Source organism: Pseudomonas yangonensis, assembly GCF_009932725.1.
Taxonomy (GTDB): Bacteria; Pseudomonadota; Gammaproteobacteria; order Pseudomonadales; family Pseudomonadaceae; genus Aquipseudomonas; species Aquipseudomonas yangonensis.
This window is the reverse complement of record NZ_BLJU01000213.1, coordinates 1-229: the sequence shown is the minus strand read 5'-3', so window position 1 is coordinate 229 and position 229 is coordinate 1. Positions and strand designations below refer to the sequence as shown.

The window sequence follows — 229 nt, the reverse complement described above, 5'->3', positions numbered from 1 at the left end:
GCATCAGCGAAGGCGGGAACGGCCAGCCCTGGCTACGGAGGTAATGCAGGTTCTTCACCTCGAGGCCGACTTCCTCGCGCACCTCGCGCGCCACGCAATGCTCCACCGACTCTCCCGGCTCGACGAAGCCGGCCAGGGTGCTGTAAACGCCCGTGACGAAGCGCGGCGAACGGGCCAGGAGGATCTCCTCGCCACGCGTGACCAGCACGAGCATGCTCGGTGAAATACG

The 229-nt window shown here is 66.4% G+C and carries 1 protein-coding gene; it reads right to left on the bottom strand.

Annotated features, from left to right (window positions below):
* Positions 1 to 229: NUDIX domain-containing protein (locus tag GYB81_RS24095; protein ID WP_161898029.1), on the bottom strand; the 229-nt coding region annotated here is incomplete at both ends.